20 protein-coding genes and 1 pseudogene are annotated in these 20978 nt (G+C 36.2%); 16 read left to right on the forward strand and 5 right to left on the reverse strand.

From position 1 onward, the window contains the following. Positions 1-8 precede the first annotated feature (8 nt). The 6 genes from ACFRAK_RS14910 to ACFRAK_RS14935 all read left to right on the forward strand — a co-directional run bounded on the left by ACFRAK_RS14910 (position 9) and on the right by ACFRAK_RS14935 (position 5195). Positions 9-605, forward strand: a complete 597-nt coding sequence (locus tag ACFRAK_RS14910; protein WP_387704613.1) for a hypothetical protein — start codon at positions 9-11, stop codon at positions 603-605. Between the two features lie 62 nt (positions 606-667). Beyond that, the gene (locus ACFRAK_RS14915; protein WP_394571995.1) at positions 668-1102 is read left to right on the forward strand and encodes a hypothetical protein; all 435 of its coding nucleotides are present in this window, start codon (positions 668-670) and stop codon (positions 1100-1102) included. A 16-nt stretch (positions 1103-1118) separates the two neighbouring features. After that, positions 1119-2693 carry a VirD4-like conjugal transfer protein, CD1115 family gene (locus tag ACFRAK_RS14920; RefSeq protein WP_387704665.1) on the forward strand — a complete coding sequence of 525 codons (1575 nt, stop codon included), beginning with the start codon at positions 1119-1121 and terminating at the stop codon, positions 2691-2693. A 1-nt stretch (position 2694) separates the two neighbouring features. Next, entirely contained in the window at positions 2695-3186 is a 492-nt protein-coding gene (locus ACFRAK_RS14925) for a hypothetical protein (RefSeq protein ID WP_387704617.1), read from the forward strand. 13 nt (positions 3187-3199) lie between these two features. Next, positions 3200-4042, forward strand: coding sequence for a conjugal transfer protein TrbL family protein (locus ACFRAK_RS14930; RefSeq protein ID WP_387704619.1), 843 nt, complete (start codon positions 3200-3202; stop codon positions 4040-4042). Between the two features lie 664 nt (positions 4043-4706). Beyond that, on the forward strand, positions 4707-5195 hold the full coding sequence (locus tag ACFRAK_RS14935; RefSeq protein ID WP_387704620.1) for a hypothetical protein: 489 nt from the start codon (positions 4707-4709) through the stop codon (positions 5193-5195). 296 nt (positions 5196-5491) lie between these two features. On the opposite strand, the gene ACFRAK_RS14940 is transcribed toward ACFRAK_RS14935, so the two are convergent. From ACFRAK_RS14940 to ACFRAK_RS14955, 4 genes are read right to left on the reverse strand one after another with little or no spacing between them, the layout of a single operon-like run. Then, a complete protein-coding gene (locus ACFRAK_RS14940) occupies positions 5492-6970 on the reverse strand; it encodes a sodium:solute symporter family protein (RefSeq protein WP_387704622.1) in 1479 nt (492 codons plus the stop codon). Then, the gene (locus ACFRAK_RS14945; protein WP_387704624.1) at positions 6967-7167 is read right to left on the reverse strand and encodes a DUF3311 domain-containing protein; all 201 of its coding nucleotides are present in this window, start codon (positions 7165-7167) and stop codon (positions 6967-6969) included. Before ACFRAK_RS14945 ends, ACFRAK_RS14940 begins: the two co-directional genes overlap by 4 nt. Before the next feature lie 18 nt (positions 7168-7185). Then, positions 7186-8547, reverse strand: a complete 1362-nt coding sequence (locus ACFRAK_RS14950) for a dihydroorotase (protein ID WP_387704625.1) — start codon at positions 8545-8547, stop codon at positions 7186-7188. A gap of 15 nt (positions 8548-8562) precedes the next feature. After that, positions 8563-9294, reverse strand: a complete 732-nt coding sequence (locus ACFRAK_RS14955) for an IclR family transcriptional regulator (protein ID WP_387704627.1) — start codon at positions 9292-9294, stop codon at positions 8563-8565. A gap of 698 nt (positions 9295-9992) precedes the next feature. Here ACFRAK_RS14955 and ACFRAK_RS14960 point away from each other — a divergent pair. The 9 genes and pseudogenes from ACFRAK_RS14960 to ACFRAK_RS15000 all read left to right on the forward strand — a co-directional run bounded on the left by ACFRAK_RS14960 (position 9993) and on the right by ACFRAK_RS15000 (position 19086). Beyond that, a complete protein-coding gene (locus tag ACFRAK_RS14960; RefSeq protein WP_394571996.1) occupies positions 9993-10217 on the forward strand; it encodes a hypothetical protein in 225 nt (74 codons plus the stop codon). Positions 10218-10405: 188 nt separating this feature from the next. After that, complete coding sequence (locus tag ACFRAK_RS14965) at positions 10406-10561, forward strand: hypothetical protein (RefSeq protein WP_387704630.1); 156 nt, start codon at positions 10406-10408, stop codon at positions 10559-10561. A 685-nt stretch (positions 10562-11246) separates the two neighbouring features. Next, a complete protein-coding gene (locus ACFRAK_RS14970; protein WP_387704632.1) occupies positions 11247-11897 on the forward strand; it encodes an AroM family protein in 651 nt (216 codons plus the stop codon). Beyond that, complete coding sequence (locus tag ACFRAK_RS14975; protein ID WP_387704634.1) at positions 11890-12648, forward strand: IclR family transcriptional regulator; 759 nt, start codon at positions 11890-11892, stop codon at positions 12646-12648. The genes ACFRAK_RS14970 and ACFRAK_RS14975 overlap by 8 nt, the downstream gene beginning before the upstream one ends. A gap of 16 nt (positions 12649-12664) precedes the next feature. Next, a complete protein-coding gene (locus tag ACFRAK_RS14980; RefSeq protein ID WP_387704636.1) occupies positions 12665-13897 on the forward strand; it encodes a M20 family metallo-hydrolase in 1233 nt (410 codons plus the stop codon). A 1079-nt stretch (positions 13898-14976) separates the two neighbouring features. Then, a pseudogene (locus tag ACFRAK_RS14985) lies at positions 14977-16417 on the forward strand (MFS transporter). 94 nt (positions 16418-16511) lie between these two features. Then, a complete protein-coding gene (locus ACFRAK_RS14990; protein WP_387704667.1) occupies positions 16512-17705 on the forward strand; it encodes a M20 family metallopeptidase in 1194 nt (397 codons plus the stop codon). Positions 17706-18582: 877 nt separating this feature from the next. Next, positions 18583-18831, forward strand: a complete 249-nt coding sequence (locus ACFRAK_RS14995; RefSeq protein ID WP_387704638.1) for a hypothetical protein — start codon at positions 18583-18585, stop codon at positions 18829-18831. Between the two features lie 81 nt (positions 18832-18912). Continuing rightward, on the forward strand, positions 18913-19086 hold the full coding sequence (locus tag ACFRAK_RS15000; protein WP_394571997.1) for a hypothetical protein: 174 nt from the start codon (positions 18913-18915) through the stop codon (positions 19084-19086). A gap of 11 nt (positions 19087-19097) precedes the next feature. Here ACFRAK_RS15000 and ACFRAK_RS15005 read toward each other — a convergent pair. Continuing rightward, positions 19098-20248, reverse strand: a protein-coding gene (locus ACFRAK_RS15005; protein WP_370014669.1) for an IS3 family transposase whose coding sequence is annotated in 2 segments (ribosomal slippage) — positions 19098-19999 and positions 19999-20248 — 1152 coding nt in all. Because the reading frame shifts where the segments join, the coding sequence is not laid out codon by codon here. Positions 20249-20602: 354 nt separating this feature from the next. Here ACFRAK_RS15005 and ACFRAK_RS15010 point away from each other — a divergent pair. Then, complete coding sequence (locus ACFRAK_RS15010) at positions 20603-20914, forward strand: excalibur calcium-binding domain-containing protein (protein ID WP_387704642.1); 312 nt, start codon at positions 20603-20605, stop codon at positions 20912-20914. The last annotated feature ends 64 nt before the right edge of the window (positions 20915-20978 follow it).

Raw genomic sequence — 20978 nt, forward strand, 5'->3', positions numbered from 1 at the left:
AAAACACCATGAATAAATTTTTCGCTATGTTGTTAGGACTATCCATCCTAGCGAACATGATTTTAGGACTTATGTATGTTGGTCAAAAGACCATGATGACTCAAGCAGAAGATCAAAATATCGAAACAAAAAAACAGATGGTTCAGTTGAAAAGTAAAGTGAATGCAAAAGACAAGGAACTGAATACCTTTCAACGGAATGCAGCCTATTATGAAATTGAACATAGTGAAGAGGTTAAAAGCTTTGTAGACGACACGTTTAGGGGACTATTTAATTACGATAACAAAAATTATGCTTCACGTTTTGATCAGGTCAAAGATCGGTTAGCGGAGTCCGTTATTTCAAAATTGAAAGCTTCAGGAGAAATGGGAAGTATGGAAATTGAATTCAAAAATGAAGTGAAGTCTTTACATGTTTATCTAAGTGCTGTTGAAAAAGACCAAGCAAAAGCGCTTGTAAAGATGGAAACACAATACTCGGTGGGTGGCAGTGAATTCCCAAGGAAAAATCAACTGTATGAGGTCACGATCGCTTTGAATGGAGAGAAAAGGCTCGTTGATAAATTAGAGTTAATGGGGTCCTTCGAACCTTTTGAAGAGAACTGAGTGCATCGAATGCTTTGTCGGATTTGCAGAGATTGAAAGTAATCAAAAAGGAGTGGATCCTTTTGAAAGTGATGGGAATACGCCTGTTGTTAATGGCCTTTTTATTAGCCATATTTGAACTGATTGTCATCAACATAGCTGGGATTCTTCCGTTTCTTGCGGCACATCAAGCCAACATATCCGGTGCCCCGTTAATGGCCTTTATCATGGAAAACCTCATGAACCCTATTGGAACATCCACCAGCATGATTGAAAAGAAGAATCCACTTTTCTTTATGGGTAGTGCAGCTGTAATCGTATTAGCCGTCTGTATGGTCTTTTTTACGAAGGGCGACAAGGGTAAATATGAATTGGCCGATAAATACGGTGTTCATGGTTCAAGTAGATTTGCTCAAAAGCACGAAATATTTATGCATGGTGAGATGGTTGAGGTTCCAGCCAAACAGCTTATGCAGGATCTTGATGCAAGTATGCTAGATTCGAAAGGGGAGAAATGACGTGGCTTCCGATTATATGAAAAATAATGGGATCATAGCAGGCGTTTTAAACCATTCAGTGATTGTACAGCCAACGGATTCAAACCTTCCAAACCGAAACCACTTTGTAGTCGGGGGCCCTGGTTCATCCAAAACTCAAGGGTATGTTGTGCCCAATGTGTTACATGAAAAAGAATGTTCCTTAGTGGTAACGGATCCCAAAGGCGAGGTCTATGAACTAACTTCCGAAGTCAAACGTAGACAGGGCTATGAAGTCCATGTGGTAAATTTTTCAGAAATGGGATACTCAGATCGATATAATCCCTTCGATTACGTTAGAGAGGAAATACAGGCTTCCACGGTAGCGAATGCCATAATAGCTTCTAAAAATGACCCGAAACGAAAAGATTTTTGGTACAATGCCCAATTTAGTTTGTTAAAAGCACTTATCTTATACGCCGTTCATGAATTACCACCTGAACAACGTAACATGATGGGTTTGTTAGATTTCTTACAGGAATTTGACCCAGAAGAAAGTAAAGACGGAGCAAGTGAGCTAGATGGACAGTTTTTAAGAATGGACAAATCACATCCAGCTAGAAGGGCTTATGAGTTAGGATTTAAAAAATCCCAAGAAAAAACGCGAGCGAATATTATTATTTCTTTACTTACGACGATAGGTGACTTTACTTCAAGTTCGGTCTCTCGATTTACAAGCTTTTCCGACTTCTTTTTAGGCGATGTGGGAAAAAGGAAAATGGCCTTATATGTGATTATTCCCGTTATGGATTCTACATGGGAAGGGTTAATTAATTTGTTTTTTAACCAAATGTTTCAGGAGTTATACAAAGTAGGAGCTCAACATAGAGCAAAGCTGCCTCAACCAGTGATTTTTATTTTGGATGAATTTCCAAACTTAGGAAAGTTCCCCGACTATGAAAAATTCTTGGCAACCTGCCGGGGCTACGGCATTGGCGTACTTACCATCGTTCAAAGCATCACTCAATTGCAAGAGAAGTATGGCCGGGAACAAGCAGAATCCATTTTAGGGAACTGTGGAACAAAAATCTGTTTAGGGAATGTCAATGAAACGACCGCTAAATACTTTTCAGGGTTAATGGGGAAAACCACCGCAAAAATGGAAACTGGTTCAATTTCAAAATCAAAAGGACAATCATCCAGTTCGTCTTCTTCCTCAAGCTTTTCTTATTCAGCACGCAACTTGATGAATGTTGATGAAATTTTAACGATGCATAAAGATGACGCTATCGTAATCATCACTGGAAAACACCCAATAAGGGTTAAAAAAGCCTACCAATATGTCCTGTTTCCAAATGTAACGAGCTCATTACGTGTAAGCCAATTAAGTTATCAGAATAAACCATCACAAGAGGTGTTGGATTGGCTTGAAGGGAAAAGAGAGGGATATAAGGAGTATTTTAGATCAACGGAACGGCAAGAAACATTAGAAAAAGCGGACGTTGAAATGCATGAGAAACAGGTCGTAAAAGCTGAAAAAGAGGCTGAAAGACAAGAGGAACTGGCCATGAGCTTCTTTTCTCAGATGAATGCTACTTCTAGTGCCAATCCATCAAAAAAAGGGGGATCATAAGTTGAAAAAAGTAACGTTGTTTATACCATCATTCATTTTACTTCTATTACTGGCCGCATGTAATGGGGGCGGTGAAGGCTTTGATCCGAAGGTTGAGCAAGAAAAGGCGACATCAGTGATAAACAGTGTGTTAACTTCATTTGAGGATCAAGAGAAGGTGGCTGAAGCAAAAACAAGTGATGAAGCAAATGTAACCGCTTGGAAGAAGTTAAAAGAAAAAAATATTGCTGCTCTCTCAGAAGATTTAGAAGTAGAGGATCAAAAGAGGTTACTTTATCTTTTGACGCTTAATAAAGCTGAAGATCTTAGTAATGGAGAAACAAAATCTAATATTTTATTTACGCATAATACAGAAATTAAAGATGTTTCACTTGACCAAGAAAAGAAGATATTTACTTTTGATATAGAGCGCAGCGGATTTGATCACAAATTGATTACCTTAGATAAACAGGAAGACGTTTGGAAAATCGTAACCGTTCAGGATTCTGAATAAGAGGTGAATCAATTTGTTTGATTTTAAGGAAAAGATCGTAGAAGCCATTCAGGGGATGCTAGAGGATTTTATTGAATGGGCTCTGTTAATGTGTAATGATCTTTTACTGAAGCAAAATGCTGAAGTCGAGTTCCTTTCATCCGTCAATAATCTATTGCTTGCCCTAACCTCAACGATAGCTGTAACGATCATTTTATATAAGATTATAGAGGTTATGTCTAGAAATGCGGCAGGAGATGCCGTTGCGTACGGACCTGTGATTGTAAATTCGTTAAAAAGCGCCCTACTGATTCCAGCGATGCCTTTTGTTCAGAAAATCTTATTAGAAGAAGTTGCTTATAATATGGGGAACTGGATGATTGGAGAAGGTAGTAGGGTTAGTAAGGAAAAAATAGCAGCTATGTTAGAACCCAGAAACTTTGAAACACTTCATTTCCAAGGGGCAGCACTTCTTATATTATTAGCTGTCTTTGCCTTAGCGTTTATTGCATTCTTGTTTTCAGTAGCGATATTCCATGCGGACGTCATGTTCCTATATTTATTAAGCCCTTTGGCATGTGTGTCGGTTATTGCGGATGATAATGAATATTTAGGAGTTTGGTGGCGTGAATTACTAAGTCTGATCGTCACGATCCTTTCCAAAATCTTTTTATTCGTTATAGCTTTAAGTATATTAATCAATGAAAATCTTACATTTCTTAATTTTCTATTACTCATGGGATGCTGTATTCTCTTGATTAAGAGCCCTTCGGTCCTTAGAAACATGTGGTATTCATCTGGGTCGGGCAGAGGCATGATGGGCGCTATGGGTGGGACAACCAAACTAGCTGCTAGAAGATTTTTATTAAAACGTTAATGGAAGGGCAACTCCATAAAACGTATTTAAGGAAACTTCCTTGGACGTGGCAAAGAGTTTAGATTAGTTTTCAAATCTAGTTTTGACACTTAACAAAGGCGAGGATTTAAGTATTGGGGAAACTCAATCTAATCTTGTATTTTTAAATAATACAGAATTCACAATCGGTTCTAAGAAACATGTGGTATTCATCTGGTTCAAGGGGATGAACCATGGGGGCTAAGAGTGGGACAACAAAACTTGCTGCTAGGAGATTCTTATTAAAAAGATAGAGAAAAGGCGACTTAATTGTCGTTTTTATTTTGCACTCAGAATAAAGGTGTTGAATTACATATTCTCTTATTCAACGTGCGATCATTCTAATTCTGGAATACATAAGTTATTTTAACAAAAAAACTGCTCGGTATGAGCGTGTAAAAGAACAATTCTCATAGAACCAGGAGACAAATTTATCTAGTTACTCTAGAGAGGTTTGCTTGTAAATTATTTCAGAAATAACCTCGGTAGAATATATATTTCAATTTAATATGCAAGTATACAAGGTGATTCAAAACAAGTGCTTCAAAGTGATTTGATTATGATTCGAATTGTATACAGGATGAGTTGAAGGAAGTATGGTGATGAATACAGAATAAGTCAATAAGAGGATTTAGGAGGGAATTGCATGACATACTTGGAACAATTTGCACGTAATCGGAGAAGAAGAGAAAAGACCGAGGTATTAACCGCACGCATTCCAGAAAGTTTGTACGGTGATTTCAAAGGTTACTGTGAAGAACTGAATTTATCTATCAGTGAAGCGGTTTGTCTGCTGGTAGAACGTGAAATGGCAGGGAATAAAAGGGTATCTGGAGAACTAACAATCACAGACGAATACAAAATGAATGATGATGTAGTCAATGTGAATACAGAGGTAGTCAAAAAGGTTGTAAAAAGAAATCAATCAAATGCAAATAGATTCGTAACGACACAATGGCAAGTAGACGCACAGCTTCCATGTCCATATTGTGGTCAGTGGCTGGCAGCGACGAACTTCTCCAGACATGCCAAGCGACACTTAACAACCACACAGGATATTTTCACGAATGAGAAATTTAGAGAGAAAATCAAAGAAATGATCCAGGTGAAAAAAGCTGAAAGTGAATCTAAATGAAGATATAATTTTGGATTAACAATAATATATAAGGATGAAGGGAGTTTATTCCTAGAATGAGCAATCAAATAATTAATACACATTTCCAAAGACGGTGTTCTAATGATTGACACAATAGAAGAAACTCGTCAAAAAAAAAGTAATCCTTTACTCATCAGGAGCAAAGGATTTTCAATTATCGGGGGAACACTTTACTAGTTTCACCAACTTTATAGATTTATATACATCTATTTTGGGAGAGAAATTAAGAGGTGAAAAAAGCAAGTATCCTTTTACAATTAGGGATATGATCGTAACTAGACCTGTTTAAAACTTTCCTTCATCACAGACGAATCAAATGATTGTTTTTTTGTGAATAAACTTACTATAAACATAATAACAATATTGGCAGCTAGTGCTATTATTCCAATATTTAAATCTTGAATCATAACTGGAAGTGAAGGAAATAATATTGCCATTGTTGTTTTAGTAAATGTTACGTAAATAACGATCGCTACACCTATAAACATTCCAAAGCCAGAACCATATTTTGTAATCGGATTGTTCTTACTTAAGCTCAAATACAATGATGGAGCCATTTGAGTAATTAAACTGAATGAAGTCAAATATAAAGTAGCCAAAGTATTATTTTCACTCATTGAGAAAAATGCACAAACTAATGATAACAAAACGACAAAGCCTTTTGCATAGACAGCTTTATTTTTATCAGAAATATTTGGCTTTAGAGGTTCTATCACGTTGGTCGTAATCATTGTTGCCGCTGACATTAACATCATCGATCCTGGAACTAGCGTTGCTAACAATCCTGTTGCACCTATAATACCGACAAACCATGGATCAAAAGTTTTCATTGAAAGTTCTAACATGGCAAAGTCTCCATTTTTTAAATCAGGAAGCTCAACAATTGCTGTATATCCAACAAAGTAAACAAATAACACCATAATAGCGTATATCGGAAGCAATACTGCATTTAATCGAAAAGCTTTTGCGTTTTTAGAGGCAAATATTGTAGGTGCATTATGTGGCCACATAAAGTACGCAAATGCACTTATTGCAACAGTTGAGACAAACCATGGAACACTTAATCCTTTCTCTGGCAGGTTTAATGCTTGAGGCTTAACTTCACTAACCGCTTGAAATAATCCCCCAAAACTTCCGTGGTAATGAATTGGTAAATATATTCCCAAAAATAAGATAACAAAGAATATTAAGAAATCTTTAACTACAGAAGTCCATGCCGATCCATGTATTCCTGAAACCATAACGTATACTAACAATGCAAACATTCCCACCCATACGGCTACATTCGAAGAGATAGCTCCGTACGACGTTGCTTCGACTAGTATTCCCATTGATTTAAAGAGTAACGTGATATACGGGATAAGAGCAACTACACCTACCAACGCAACAAATACTCCAAGTCCTGTACTATTATATTTTTTTGAGAAGAATTGGGATTGAGATACTACGTTGTTTTCTTTGGCATATTTCCAAATAGGAGGTAATATCCAATATGACGTTATGGTTCCTAGAGCAGTAAAAGCTAATAAATAAAAAGCTGCTGCACCGTTATTAAATGCTAAACCACTCGTTCCTAGTAATGTAAAAACTGAATAGGTTTCGCCGGCTAATAGTAGGAATACAAATATCCCTCCGAAGCCACGACCACCTATAGCCCATTGTTCCATACTCATATCTTTCCCACGTTTGGCTAAAAGTCCTAATACTATACTAATAATTAAAAATAAGGTGATAATTAACAGCGCTGTATTCATTCTTCTTCATTCTCCTTATTTATAGGATCCAAACGATAAATAACGAACATGATCATTGAACACAGAATTGCCCAAAGTATTATCCAAAACAAGAAAAATGGTATACCTAATACATATGGTTCAACTTTATTTACAAAAGCAGCCCCGCCCAAAATTGCTATAAATGGTAATATGGCTAAATAGTAATATACTTTCATATTACATCCCCCTTCAAATTATGTTGCTGCTGCACCGGCAATAAATTTACCGTATCCAGGGCTTTTAGTTACATTTACCCCATCGAAAACTTCTTCTCCACGTACAATTGTAGAAATAATTTTACAATTTAACTCTTGTCCATCAAATGGCGTTAATTTCGAGTAAGATTTAAATGAATGTTGATCAATAACAGTTTTTTGATTTGGATCAATTACAGTGAAGTCAGCATCATATCCAATACTGATTTGGCCTTTTCCAGGTATAGAGAATACTTCTGCTGGATGAGTAGACATTAAATTTGCAAAGTCATTGGGGGATAAGTCACCATTTGAAACTGTACTATTAAACATTAAAGGTGTCATAATCTCAACACCAGGCAACCCCGACGAAGCAAGGAAAATATTATCGTTTCCTTTAGTTTTTTGTTCTGCTCCCCATGGAGCATGATCAGAGGAAATTAAATCTATGTTTCCTTCTTTGATATGTTTCCACAAACCTCGAACTTCTTCTTTTTCTCTTAAAGGAGGATTATTTTTAGCAATAGGCCCATATTTATCTAAATCATCTACATCCATTAATAGATATGGATAACATGTTTCACAAGACACTTTTACTCCTTGAGCTTTGAATACATTAATCATATCTATTGTTCTCGGATGACTAACATGAACAATATGAAGTTTTACATTAGTCCAATACGCAAATTCCAATAACTTCAATACTGCACTTGTTTCCGTAACAGGGGGACGAGTCTCGTTATGTGCTTTGGGGTAAACCTTTCCATCTTTCTGATATTGATCAATCATATCTACGATTATTTCATCGTTTTCCGAATGAAAAGCTGCTCGAAGACCTGTCTCCTCAATTAGTTTCATTGCCCTTAATATTTCAGGATCCGAAATTCTAGGAAAACGATACTCATCAGTTTCAAAGGTAGACATCTTAAATGCAACAGCACCTGCTTCTGCTAAAGGAATAATCTGATCTGTTCCACCCGTTTTTGAAATCGTTCCCCATAAACAAATATCTACAACTGCTTCTTCTTCTAACTGTTCAACTTTCTTTTTGAATTGATCAACATTATTAATTGGATTAGGTAGGTCATACGGCATATCTAAAAATGTTGTAATACCACCTGCTGCTGCTGATGTACTAGTGGTAACAAAACCTTCATCGGGATTACTAAAGCAGTGAACATGTACATCAATCGTTCCAGGAAATACATACGAATCACCAAAGTCCTTAATATTTTCAGAATCTAGATTTCCTGACTCTTCATGAATACTAACTATTTTGCCTTCTGTAATTCCCACTTCACCTTTGATTACTTTATCTTTCAACACTATTTTCCCTTTAATAATGCTATCTACTTTATTCATAATTAAAAACTCCTTTTATAATTGATTCTCTATTTTTTCAACTGCTTTTTTCATTGCACTTACAATTTCATTCTTCTCTTTTTTCTCCATTCTTTCTTTAGGGCCTGCAATACTTAAAGAAGCAACTGGTTTATTATCACTGTCAAATATCGGCATGCCATAAGATATAACTCCCTCGTCAATTTCACTATCTGAAAATGAATAACCCTTCTGACGGATGTCCTCTAAATGATTTAACATTTCGTCCAAATCTAGAATAGTTTTTTTAGTATGTTTTTTTACAATTCCTCTTTTGAAAATATCCTCAACAATCTGATCACCCATATATGCCAATAGAGCTTTAGAGGAAGCACCACCGTAAATAGGAACAATATTTCCTTGTTCAGAAGAGACTTTTATTGGATGCCCTGATGGAACGGCTGCTAAACAAACAGCTTGTAAATTCGAATGTACCAATAAAATGGATGTTTCTCCTGTGGACCTTGTCAATTCTCTCATTGCTTCTTGTGATATTACAGGTAGATCAATATCCATTTTCACAATTTTAGCTAACTTTAAGAAAACATATCCCAAACTATACAATCCCGGAGAATGTTCAATAATATACCCTTTTTCTTTTAGAATCCTCATATGTCTATATACTGAACTTTGCGGTTGTTGTAATTTAGCTGCTAGTTCAGGAACAGAAAGTGTTCTTGTTTCAAAATCAAACTGTTCCAAAATTTCTAAAGTTTTTTCTGCACTCACTATAATCCCTCCTTTCACAAAATAATGAGACAATTTTAATGAATCATTATCAATATTAGATAATGCGTTATCTAATATTGATAAATATATATTATCTAAACGGATCTTGCAAGCGCTTTATTAATTTCATTTCATAACAAAAGTGAACGTGTAGTGTACATATTGAATCTTCTTTTTCACTCACTACCGGTACAATTAGGGAAATCCATAATGAACCAAATGAATTTGGTGATAAGTTGATAAATTCTATTAACGACGGTCAGAATACACCTCCAACGAAATTGGAAGTTTCAAGAGTAGATGATAGGTTACATTTTGATGTTTTAGATACAGACAAGAGTGACCTTATGAATCACACTGATTCGTGGAATTTTATTTGCAATTATTATTTAACTTTTCATTTGTTTATCTGTTAGGTGACCTGGAAAATGTATGGGAGTACTTCAAAAATGATTGTTTTAAGCTCTGATTTTAATATGCTAATAAATTACCTTTTTTTTGAACTTTCTGAACAAAAACTCCAATATTTCCGTACTTTAAGTACATCAACCATGAGGTAACCGTTAATTTCAGCAGTTCAATAAGAATGTGATAGAAATGGGGAATGAATGTTAATACAACGAAAGCAAAGAAATCTACGCTCAATTGATTAATAACTATAACGATATTTATCTTGATCGGTCAGGGGTGGAAAACGCTTGGCGAGTCGGATTGCCATTTTATCAGAAATTGGTTGTACCGAATCCGGGGGGGGGGCTAACCGTATCGGTTTTTCAAAAGAAGAGAAACAAGCAAAACTACTTGAGATGAAATGGATGGCGGAAGCGGGGATGGAGATAAAGGAGGATGGGGCCGGTAATATGTTTGGAAGATTCCAAGGCAGAGATAAAAATCTCCCTATTCTTTTATCATATTGCATATAGGCCTTACCCAATGGAGGGCATTTTGACGGTACGTTGGGTGTATTGGCTGCGATTGAAGTGGTTGAAGCGCGGAAAGAAACAAGTTATCTACCGGAACGTTCCTAACGAGGTGGTTATTTTCACTGACGTAGAAGGAGCGAGATTTAAACGGTTTTACCGGAAGCCGTGCAATAGTTGGAATCGTGGATATGGAGAAACAAAAGGCGTTAACTGATTATAAAGGTAGCAGTTTTGAGCAAGTACTTAATCAGGTCGGTCTTTCCAATGAACAATTTGCTTCTGCTAAACGAGAATTAGGGGAGGTGGAGGCGTTTATTGAAGTTCATTTTGAGATTTCAACTTGAAAGATGATGTATACCTGATGGCATTGTTAACGGTATTGCTGGTCCAAACTGGCTGGAAATCACCTATCTGGGAACCGCTAGACATGCAGGAAGCACTCCGATGTATCATAGAAAAGATGCTCTTGCAGCATCAGGAGAACTTGTTTACGCCATTCAATCTCTTCCAGGGATGGTGAGTTAAACTGCTGTCGCCATCGTTGTATCGTATTAGTAATAAATACGGCAAAAACATCTCCAAAAAACACAGGCTAGAATTGAAGTGCAACGAAATCATCAGAAACGAACTCTTGCCAATTAGTGAAAAATTGATGCTAAAATTAAAGAAATCTGTCCAGGCCAAACAGCATTAAACCTATTCTTTTGCCAAGCGGTGCGGGTCACGACTCCATGATTCTTGGGCGTTTTATTCCGACTTTTCGCGATAGATGTGTTGTTTTTTGAACTGCCTGTCACCTCCTAATGAATTAAATTAAGTCATTACCTACTTCCTTTCAGAACGCGAAAAAACATTCTGCAACACTTTTCATGTTTAATTACGATTACAGGCCATTTTGTGCATTTTAAATTTTTATTTTATTTCAGTAAATTGACAATGTAATCTACATTAGGTAATATTCTTACTATTCATAATATAGAAATGAAGGTTTCTATATTAGAAACAATAAATAAAAATTGGTGGGATATAATGATTACTTTAATTACAATTGGTCAGACTCCTAGACATGACTTGATGAAAGCGTTTAATTTAGGAGGTGTTATGGATGTTCAACTAATTGGTGCACTTGATAAAGTTTCTCTAGATGAAATTAATATGTTAGAAAAACTGTCTGGTGAAGAAAAATTATACGTCGTACTGAAAAATGGAATGGCGAATATTAATCACGAAATTATTGAACAAAAAGTTGGAAAATTAATAAAAGAATATGCGGATTCTTCTGAGGCCATTGCGCTGCTATGTATGAGCGAATTTAAATGTACATCTAATCAAACTGAAATAATTTATCCAATTAATGAAATGAAGGAAAAGGTACGAGATATAAAGCATAATGATACAACAATAATATTTGTCCCTATTAAGGAACAGTTGGAATCAGCAAAAATTAAATGGGACAGTGTGGAGGGAAAAAAACATTTTGTAGCTGTTCATCCTAAATCTGAAAGTGTACTGGATGAAATAAACAGGGAGATTAATTTGTATAATTCAAACCATGTAATTTTGGATTGCTATGGGTATGAATATGAATTGGTAGATGAAATTGAAAAAGAACATCATTGTACTTGCTATAACGCTCAAGATTTAGTTGTTAAAAAAGTTAAGGATATTACAAATGAGTAGTCCGGATATACTATCAACTTTAGATAAAGGATTACAAGTAATAACGTATCTATCGATAATAAACAGACCAATATCCATTGGAGAATTATCGAAGGAAATGAATATAAATAAATCAACCATGTTCAGAATATTAAAAACCTTACAAAAAAGAGGCTTTGTTTTCCAACAAGACAATGGTGATTATAGCTTACGAGTTGAGGAATTTAATATAATTGTTGATCGTTTTGATCAAAACGAAGCTTTGCAGCGTATATTAAGGTCCGAACTAGAAAAATTATCTAAACAATGTGCAGAGACCGTGACACTATCTGTTCTAGTAGATGAAAAAGTGGAATGTATTGATAAAATAGATAGTCATGAATCCGTACATGTCACCCATATCATTGGAAGATATTCCCCTTTACACGCTGCAGCATCTGGGAAAGTAGTTTTGGCTTTTATTCCTCAACCAAAGATAGATACTATCATAAATGGAAAGGAATTAGAAAAGTTTACAGATTCCACAATAGTATCAGTGAGAATACTTGAAAAAGAATTAATAGAAATAAAGAAGAATGGTTTTGCAGTTAGTCACGGGGAATTAGATTTAGGCATCAGTGCAGTTGCAGCACCTATATTCTCAAAAACCGGAAAAATCATAGGATCTGTAAGCATATTAGGAATAAGTCAAAAATTCACGGAAGAAATAATAAATGACTTTGCAAAAAAAGTTTTAGAGGCATCAAGTAAGATGTCTTTATTATTGAAATAATTAATGAGGTGAAGAAATGGAATTAATAAACAAAGAAAGATTATGGGGAACAATTCATGAATTAGCGGCAATAACTATTGAGCAGCAACCTTGGACAAGAAGGTCCTTTACTGCAAAGTATAATGAAGGTCGAGAATGGTTGATAAATCAAATGAGAGATATAGGTTTAGAAGTAGAAGTGGATGAAGCATCTAATGTAATTGGGCGATTAATTGGAACAGAACCTAATCTGCCTCCTATTGTTATTGGTTCTCATACGGATACCGTTCCAAATGGCGGAAGATTTGATGGAATCGCTGGTGTTCTAGTAGGTTTAGAGATTGTAAGATCATTAAAGGAACAAAATATTCCAATTAAACATACGGTTGAAATTGTCGATTTTACCGCTGAAGAACCATCTGAATACGGGCTATCCACAGTTGGGAGTCGTGCGTGGTCTGGTAATTTAACAGAGGAAATGCTGTCTTACACCAATTCTGAAGGGCAATCATTAGCAGACGCTATATCATATGCGGGGGGAAACCCGAAAGAAATACACAAGTGTAAAAAAGAGAAAGATTCAATCGCTTTATACCTAGAATTGCACATTGAACAAGGACCTGTGTTATTAAAAAAGAATGCCAATTTAGGAGTTGTGACAGGGATTGTAGGAATTCAGCGCTATAAGGTTTCTGTAGATGGAATACCAAATCATTCTGGAACAACACCAATGGATATGAGAAATGATGCGCTAACAGCAGCATCTGAAATGACACTTTCTTTGGAAAAAGAGGCCAATGAGAAATTTGAGCAGCCTGTTGTTGGAACTGTTGGCGTATTTAATAATTTCCCTAACGCTTCCAATGTGGTCCCTGGTAAAGTAGAATTTGCAGTTGAAATTCGTAGTATTTCTGAAGACGTTATTGACAAAGTAGCCAATGAATTTTTATTAAAGGTTAATTCAATAGCAGATAAGAGAAATGTTAAAGTGAGGACTGAAAATATTTCTCGTTCTAAATCAATAGTAGTAAGGGATGAAATTAAAAATTTATTAAATAAATCATGTAGATCTATAACTGATAAAGTGATTGAATTACCAAGTGGAGCAGGTCACGATGCAAATCAAATGTCATTGTTAGCACCAGTAGGGATGATATTCATACCATGTAAAGATGGTAGAAGTCACTGTCCAGAAGAATGGGCAGAGAAAGAAGATTTATATTTAGGAGCAAAGGCAATGTTAAATGCTGTTCTGGAATTTTCAAAATAGGTTTTTAAAAACCATTTTTCATTATTAAATGATTAATGGTTTTTTTGTTGTTTAGGTAAATGCATTTATTGTGAGAGGCAAGAAAAATTCATGTTAGTAACCGGTCAGTTACCCTCCCCGCCGGTAGGGCACTTGAATATTTTCGACAGTCAAACCAACGTTTATTACTTTAAAAGATGCATTTTTAACATAGGAGAGTACTTAATTTAATCCTGTTAGAAAAGTATCTATACTAAGAAAAACGGGGGTTTGCATAGAATACATCTAATATCAAGGAGGAGTTGTATACATTTCCAAATTCATATAGAAGAAAGTAATATGATAGCCGTTAGATTTACCTACTAAGAGACTAAGATAAATTAAAAGCCCTCAAGCCTCCAGCATTATCGTCTAGTTAAGAACTGTTAGTTCAGTTCGCTAAATTATTTTGAGAATCTTACTGATCGTTTTAACTTCAAGGTAAAGGCAGATAGCCTTATATCGTTCATACATTTTGTCAGATGAAAAAATTATTAGTTCAATTTATTAGCAAGATTTTCTATGAAATTCCCTATCAAAGTTTGCCCTAATAAGCAAATAGGTGAACAACTTGTTACGTTTATATGGGGTTCCGTTTGTTATTATGAAGTTTTTGCTCCCAGCATCAGGTATTCGGTGGATAGTGTTTCGCCGCTGTAGAGGGGGTACTTGAGCCAGAAAAGCAACTTCCCCGCATCGTAATACAGCCACAAAAATCGAAGGCAAACAAGAAGATGCAGCTTCAAGAGAACCAGTCAAACACCTAACGCACTGGGAAGTCCAAAAGAAGATGGATGCTAGAAAAGCTAAAGTATTGCCTTCCATATCCGTTAAACGTTCGGAGGGCAGGAAACCCAAAGCGGAATATTTTAGAATTAATCAGCAAATATTTAAACAGGAACATATAAATAATCAATCACTGCGTCGTTGTTAGTCGGATAAAAATGGAAGTGCAAAAAGTTCTATGAAAACTAATTGAGCGTGTAGGGTCTTTTCTATTTGTTGGGTGGGAAGGCCATGCAATCGTCCTTGACAAACACGCTGGTAATGGAGGTGTAATTATGGAAACAACAAGTTATAAAGGCACAAATAAAATGATTACAGGAATTGTATTTGGGGTCATCACATTTTGGCTCTTTGCCCAGTCTATGGTCAATGTTGTTCCTGCCGTTCAGAAAGATTTAGGCATTTCACTTGGCACATTAAACATAGCAATTAGTTTATCTGCCTTGTTCTCAGGTATGTTTATCGTTGCAGCTGGTGGCCTTGCAGATAAGATTGGACGTAAAAAAATTACGTATTTAGGGTTAATTTTAAGCATTATCGGTTCCCTGCTTATTGTTTTGACTCAAGGCGCAGCATTATTAATTATCGGACGTATCCTCATAGGGATTTCAGCAGCATGTATTATGCCTGCAACAATTGCTTTAGTGAAAGCTTATTATGAGGGGGCTGATCGCCAACGTGCCCTCAGTTACTGGTCCATTGGTTCTTGGGGTGGCTCAGGTGTTTGTTCACTTGCTGGTGGTGCCATAGCAACATATATGGGCTGGAGATGGATTTTCATCTTTTCGATTATTTTCGCTCTTCTTGCGATGTGGCTTATTAAAGACACTCCAGAAAGTAAAGCAGAATCAACTGGTGCTTTTAAATTTGACTATACTGGATTAGTTATTTTTATCATTACGATGCTTGCATTAAACCTTTTCATTACTCGCGGAGAAGATTGGGGTTGGACAAGTACAATTACATTAATCTGTGCGGTTATCACAATCATCGGGATTATCGTATTCGTCAAAGTGGAAAGAAATAATGACATAGCTCTAATTGACTTCTCTTTATTTAAAAATAAACCATACGCAGGAGCCACATATTCAAATTTCTTGTTAAACGCTGTAGCTGGAACACTTGTGGTTGCTAATACGTATGTTCAAGTTGGTCGCGGATTTACGGCGTTCCAGTCTGGATTGTTATCAATCGGGTATTTAATAGCAGTACTTGCAATGATTCGTGTTGGGGAGAAAATTTTACAAAAATCCGGGGCAAAATCTCCAATGATTTGGGGAGCTATAATAACAACAGTTGGTTGTGCACTAATGGGCTTAACATTCTTACCTGGTTTTTCCTATACTGTTGCCGTGTTCATTGGATTTGCTTTATTCGGTCTTGGACTTGGAATATACGCAACCCCCTTCTACAGATACTTCTGTATCTAATTCACCTCCTGATAAAGTTGGAGCAGCAGCAGGAGTTTACAAAATGGCAAGCTCACTTGGTGGAGCGTTCGGAGTTGCGATTTCTGCTACTGTTTATGGTGCCATTGCAGCAGTTAGTAGTGTCGAAGTTGCTGCAACAGCGGGTATTATCGCAAACGTAATCTTTGGTATACTTTCAATCATTTCTATAATAGCATTAGTGCCAAAAGATACTGGAAAAACAACAAACGAAAAAGCAGCAAAAATAGATTACAAGGACAATACTGAGCCAGAACCAAGTCATTAAATAAAAAAATGGGTATAGTGATGAATTGAATAGGTCTCAAGCCTTTTCATTAATCAAATTAAGGAGGAATGACAAAGTGCTATTGAACGAATTAATGAAGAAAATCGATGAAAAAAAAGAGTGTATTATTGAGATTCGCCGCTTTCTTCATGAACATCCAGAACTTTCATTCCAAGAAGAAGAAACTGCTAAATACATCGCAGAATTCTACAAGAATGTACCAGTCGATTCTGTAGAAACAAATTTCGGTGGTCAGCGTGGAATTGTTGTAACAATAAAAGGGTCAAAACCAGGAAAAACCATCGCGATCCGTGCTGACTTTGATGCATTACCAATCAAGGAAGAAACAGGTCTTCCCTTCGCATCAAAAAATGAAGGTGTTATGCATGCTTGCGGTCATGACGGACATACAGCCTATATGTTGATATTAGCTGAGTCATTAGCTGAAGTGAAGAATCAATTAAAAGGTACAATTAGAGTCATCCATCAGCCTGCTGAGGAAGCTCCTCCTGGTGGCGCACTCGGTATGATAAAAGCAGGTGTCCTTGAAGGTGTTGATACAGTCATTGGAATTCATGTAATGAGCAACATGGAAACAGGAAATATTTATTATAGAAGTGGAAACACGCAAACAGGAAGATCTTATTTTAAATTAGTTATTCAAGGTAAAGGTGGACATGGTTCCTCTCCACATCTAGCAAATGATGCCATTGTTGCAGCAAGTTCATTCGTCATGAATGTACAAACAATCGTTAGCCGCCGTATCAACCCATTTGATACAGCTTCGATTACCATTGGTAATTTTGATGGAAAAGGTACATTCAATGTAATCAAAGATGCAGTTACAATTGAAGGGGATGTTCGAACAATGTCTCCTGAGACTCGAGAAATCATACAAACACAAGTGCGTACCTTTGCGGAAGGATTAGAAAAATCATATGGAGTAAAATCTATTCTTGAATATAACAATGACTATCCTGTTCTATATAATGATCCTGAAGTAACTGAACATGTACGTCAAGCTCTAGAACATGCATCCATACCAGAAGTTGAAGCTGTTTTGGAAACACCCCCACAGCCACCTTCAGAAGATTTTGCCTACTACCTTGAAAAAGTACCAGGATGTTTCTTCTATGTTGGTGCTATTCCTGAATCAGGTGAAGCATACCCACATCATCATCCTAAATTTGATATCAATGAAAAAAGCCTTATCATTAGTGCTAAAGCGATGGCTGCTGTTGTAGCTTCTTACAGTGATGGAATTTCAGCAAAAGAAAGTAGAAATTAGAAACATTAGAACAGATTTCAGTTATTCCAGAATAGGGCGCGTTTATTTAGGAACGCGTCTTTTTTATTTATAGGACCAGCATTCCTGAAATGAATAAAAATGAGTTTTGGGTATCAAAAAGGCCTCTGGGTATGATTAAAAGGTTCTGGTGCAAATATGACCTGTTAGAAACATAGAATCATAAAAAATCCTTTTCATCTATGAATTATGTGGCTACTCCAAATAATTTATGTATAAGTTCAATCTCGCTTTGGACAGACTTCACCCCTTCTTGAAGTTGTTCTTTTTTCAGCATTTGCATCACCTCCACCTCACAGATGATTTGTTCGGCTTAAAGTTATTTTATTTTAGATGTTGCAAAACCTGTTTGCATGCTTTCCCCACATATACATCTTCCTTCAAACATTGTGGCTCTTGTTCACCTGCTCTTCATTCCTGGATGGATTCATTGTGGAAAGCATTCAGATAATGGACTCCTTTGCTATCCATTAAAGTTACACAAAAATTATCGTCGTTTAGCATTCCCGCAACCCCATTTCGTCGATAGTTTTTATACGTACTACCCTAAGTTTCCAAGGAATATTGAGAAACTGGGGCATCCATAACAGCTAGATTAAGGTTTTACATTCATTTTTCCCCTTTCTTCATTGAACATATAAGAATCTTTTTCTCTGTCTGATATTTATTTTTGGTGAGTTATATAAGGTAAAAGAGAGAGTCTTTTACCTTATATATTCTTCAGGATGCTACTAGCGTTATTTTTATATCGTGTCCCAGCCTGAACATTCAAGGTCAGCAAGTTGTCGAGAGAGCAACAACTAATACACTTGATAAGATGGGGGATGCTGGGGAATCAGGATTCAAGGGAGCCAAAAGAATGGTCGCCAAAGCTTACAGAAGCCACCAAAATAAAAAGCGTCATGAAGAATATCAGTCAAGAAAAGAAGGCACGGGCCGAAAGACCTTTACCCATCCACCCGTAGCAAACAGTGGAAGGTCAGAACACCGAAAAGCGGTTGGTGAGAATACACCTCAAAAACCAGGTGTAGGGGGAAATCAAAGGCAACAAGCAATCGGAAAAGGGTCAATCCATACAACAACGGGTGTGGAACGGTACCACCATTGATGCCTTGCGTATATGCATATTCACCTGGACAATACCATACTATGTAGGTAAATGGAAAGCATGTCCCCATTTGTGGGCCGAGTGAAAGAAGAAGACATGTTTGAATTTGGAAGTGGTTTCGAGATCTTTATTGAGAATTCTGCTGTTTTAGAAGTAAAGTTAGTTAATGTACATTCTAAGGAAGTTATTCCTACGCAGGTTAAATCGTTGACTAAAACCGGTGAATTGGATTTGAGTCAATATTTTGGACAGTAAAAAGTTAAATCTTAAGCTGTATTCCTAATTCGATCTTCAATGGCTTGTGGGGTTTGATAACCCAGGCTGCTGTGAATTCTTTTTCGGTTATACCAACCTTCAATAAATTGAAACATAGCTAATTTAGCTGTTTGATAGTCTAGATATTGTACGTGGTTGACTTCTTCCTTCTTTAATAGGGCATGAAAGGATTCAATACAGGCATTATCGTACGGGCAACCTTTCTGACTAAAGGATTGCTTAATATGATGGTTTTGGATATGTTGAGTAAACTCACTGCTTGTATATTGTGAGCCAAGATCGGTATGAAGAACTAAGCCCTCCGAGGGCTTTTGTGATAGGTGTGCGTTATTGAAAGCTTTTATGACCAGTTCTGTCGTCATTGAACGAGAAAATGAATACCCTACTATTTTCTTAGAATGAAGGTCCAATACCGAAGCTAAATAACACCATCCGTCTTTTAACGTGTGGATATACGTAATATCTGCTACCCATTTCTCATTAATGGTCTGAGTAGTGAAGTCTCGTTTTAACAAATTATCCAATTGAATAACCTTTTCTTTAGATGGATAGGGACGGTATTTTTTCTTAGTAATAGAACGAATTCTCGCCTTGCTCATTAAGCGTTGAACACGCTTTAGACTTAGGGAAAACCCTTTGGTTAATAAGCTTTCATGAATCTTTGGAGCCCCATATCGTCCCTTGCTTTCCAGGTAAATGAGATGAATTTCCTTCGTGAGTTCTTGGTTTTCCTGTTCGCGATTTGATACGACTATTTGAAGGGACTGATAATGGCTGCTTCTTGGGATTTCTAGTATTTCACACATCTTCTGTACGGGATATTGTTTCTTGTGTTCCTCAATAAATTCGGTAAGATCTGTTTCGGTTACTTTTTCGCGAATATGGCCATAGCCTTTTTTAAGATTTCAACTTCTTGCTTTAACCGAAGGTTTTCCTTTTGAATGGCGGCTAATTCCTTTGGAGTCATGGACTCTTCCCCTAAACCAATTGGAGTAAATTCTTTAACCCATTTATAAATGGTAACTTCTGATACGCCATATTCGCCGCTTAATTCTTTGACCGAATTACCCGAGTGATAAAGATCTACAATAGTCTTCTTGAATTCATTATTATATTTTTTACCTGTATTCTTACGTTCCAAGACGGACACATCCTCTCAAAAATCATTGTAAGGACTTAACTAAAATGTGTCCATGAAACTATACTAACTCCAGAATTTTCAGTTAAAGAAATGTCTAATACTATGCTTTGATATTTATCAAGATTATGTAAGTTGTGTTAGATAACTTAAATTTTGAAGCAATTGATTGTTCAGGTACGATGATTAATTTTGGTCACAAAATGAAGTTTAAACGCAAGGTTTCCAACCATTTGAAAAAGTAATAGTTTGATATAGCCTTTTTAGGGGCTAATTTTTTTGAAAAAACATTTGCGAAAATTTGGTTTTAGATGGAGAATAAAGGTTGAATTTATAGTTCTAAGGGGGTAGGGGTGAATGAAGAAATTATTAAGTGTAGTATTGTCATTTGGTTTAGTTTTAGGAATATCAGTTGGTACAGGAAATGGTGATGAGGTAGAAGCTGCATCCAAAACGTATAAAAATTGCACAGAGTTTAACAAGAAGTATTCCAAAGGTGTTGCAAAGTCTTCTAAAACTAAAAACAAGGTAGTTAGTAAGAAAACGAAAAAAGTAACTTATAAACCACTGTCTAAAGGCACTAAAATTTCATCTACAATCTATAAGGAAGCAATGAAAAATAATGATGATTTAGATCGTGATAATGATGGAATTGCATGTGAAAAGTAATAAAATAAGCCTGCTGCAAAGTGGGCTTAGGAAAGAAGAAGTTTCGTTCTGCCCAAGCGTCCGA

This window comes from Peribacillus sp. NPDC056705 (assembly GCF_043656335.1).